Origin of the sequence: Vogesella mureinivorans, from assembly GCF_007644035.1 — a bacterium.
Classification (GTDB): Bacteria; Pseudomonadota; Gammaproteobacteria; order Burkholderiales; family Chromobacteriaceae; genus Vogesella; species Vogesella mureinivorans.
Genome location: NZ_VMTV02000987.1, coordinates 1 through 279, shown reverse-complemented (window position 1 = coordinate 279; position 279 = coordinate 1). Strand labels below are relative to the sequence as shown.

At 46.2% G+C, this 279-nt stretch carries 1 protein-coding gene; it reads left to right on the top strand.

Features of this window, described 5'->3' with window-relative positions; translation table 11 throughout:
• The coding region (locus FLQ44_RS21825; RefSeq protein ID WP_206209072.1) for a GMC family oxidoreductase N-terminal domain-containing protein at positions 1–279 on the top strand (279 nt) is incomplete at both ends.

The window sequence follows — 279 nt, the reverse complement described above, 5'->3', positions numbered from 1 at the left end:
CGTGGAAGCTCAGGTTGTGTTTTGGCTGGTCGTTTATCTGAAAATCCACAGGTTTCTGTTTGTTTGCTTGAAGCAGGTGGTACTGGAGATGGCTGGAAAGTCGAGGTTCCCTGCGCAGCGGTCATTAGCATTCCTACAAAAATTAATAACTGGGCATTTGAAACTGTTCCCCAGAAAGGTTTGAACGGTCGCAAAGGCTACCAACCACGTGGTAAGTGTCTGGGTGGATCATCTGCAATCAATGCAATGGTCTATATCCGAGGACATCGACAAGATTAT